The organism is Candidatus Obscuribacterales bacterium, from assembly GCA_036703605.1.
In the GTDB taxonomy this organism is placed as follows: Bacteria; Cyanobacteriota; Cyanobacteriia; order RECH01; family RECH01; genus RECH01.
Window position 1 is genome coordinate 1 of record DATNRH010001096.1, and the last position, 1,376, is coordinate 1,376.

The 1,376-nt window shown below is 51.6% G+C and carries 2 protein-coding genes; both read right to left on the reverse strand.

Annotated elements, in window-relative coordinates; genetic code table 11:
- Positions 1–352: hypothetical protein (locus V6D20_22765; protein ID HEY9818604.1), on the reverse strand; the 352-nt coding region annotated here is incomplete at its 3' end.
- A 179-nt stretch (positions 353–531) separates the two neighbouring features.
- On the reverse strand, positions 532–687 hold the full coding sequence (locus V6D20_22770) for a hypothetical protein (protein HEY9818605.1): 156 nt from the start codon (positions 685–687) through the stop codon (positions 532–534).
- Positions 688–1,376 lie beyond the last annotated feature (689 nt).

A 1,376-nucleotide genomic window follows, 5' to 3' on the forward strand; every position in this document is an offset into this window, starting at 1 on the left:
AGTAGCTCAGGCTAGCTTCTAGCCCAACACCACCGTCGTCATTACACGCCACTAGAGTGCAGACCCCATTCACGTTGCTGTAGAGTGCAAGGCGGGCGTCAAAGGTAGACTGTCCAGTGGACCAGGTCAGGACACCGGGAAGGGCTGTCCACCTAAAGGTGATGGCAGAGTCCCCTGCACTGCCACACCCCCCTGAAGGCACCGTAGACGGAACATCACTAGCAGACCTTGCCACAAACGGGTTGGCAGCGTTAAGTTGCAGGTTTCCAGTGATTGGCAGTGCCTCGGGAAACAGCGCCTCACACGATTGGGCATATATTGCTGGGATGGTGAAACCAATCAAAATTGTCAAAGTATAAAAACAAGAATATGGCATATGGAAGTAAGATGATGACAATTTTGGTTTGGGTTGTCTGGAGTTAGAGCGAGGCCAGTTGGGCATATGATCTGCGCCTCGTCAAGTTCATTGCAGTTCATTTCCCATTCAAATCTCAACCCAATGCCCACAATATGGTTTCTTACTATTTTGGTTTATTCCATGGTGTTGGTTCCCTCTGCTAGCCAGTGGATTGTCCAAGACCAAGGATGGACGACCGCCGGTTGCGGTGCCTGCCAAACTGCCCCAGGTACGTGTTTTTTGTCCTGACGTAGCAGTTTGCAGTCAATCACCTGGATCAGTAGCTTCAAGAAACTTGCCTTCTCAATCGTCATTGTCATTTGATATTGACCCCAGTTCCTCTTTTGTACCTGGCACAGTGACACAGAGCCTTACGTCCGATTCCACTGTGGTTGATACGATTGACACTACTACCGCCATGCTGATAGCCGTGGTCATAGTTGTGGTACTCTGCCTTGTCCTGCTACTTGCCACTCTCCTGTTGTGTCGACAAAGGAGACCAGCAGCCAAGGCTGCCAAGACTACCAAGACTACCAAGACTAACAAAGCAACCAAGGCAACCAAGACTACCAACACTACCAAGGCAACCAAGGCAACCAAGAACCCCACAGCAAAACACACTCCGTGGACGTCCACCTCGAGTGACTCAGTAGAAGGCATTCCAGTATTCGCCGCCGTGCTAGGCTCGGCTAGCTCCAGCGAGGCCACACTCGACTCTCTATCTTCAACATTGTCCGATTCTGGACCAATTGAAATCGACCAAGCGTTACTTGAGCAGCTGTTTAACACATTTGCCGACCAATGCACTGCCTTGCTGCAGCCCTTGCTCAGGGACTTCCCGATGGCGGAGGACCTGCTCGAACTGCCCACCCAAGCCCTGGAGAGCAATGTCCAGGCCATTCAAGGCGACCCCAAGCTACACCAGCTCCTTGAGGAAGTATCCGACCAGTATGTGGGATTGCGACAGATTAGCGACTTC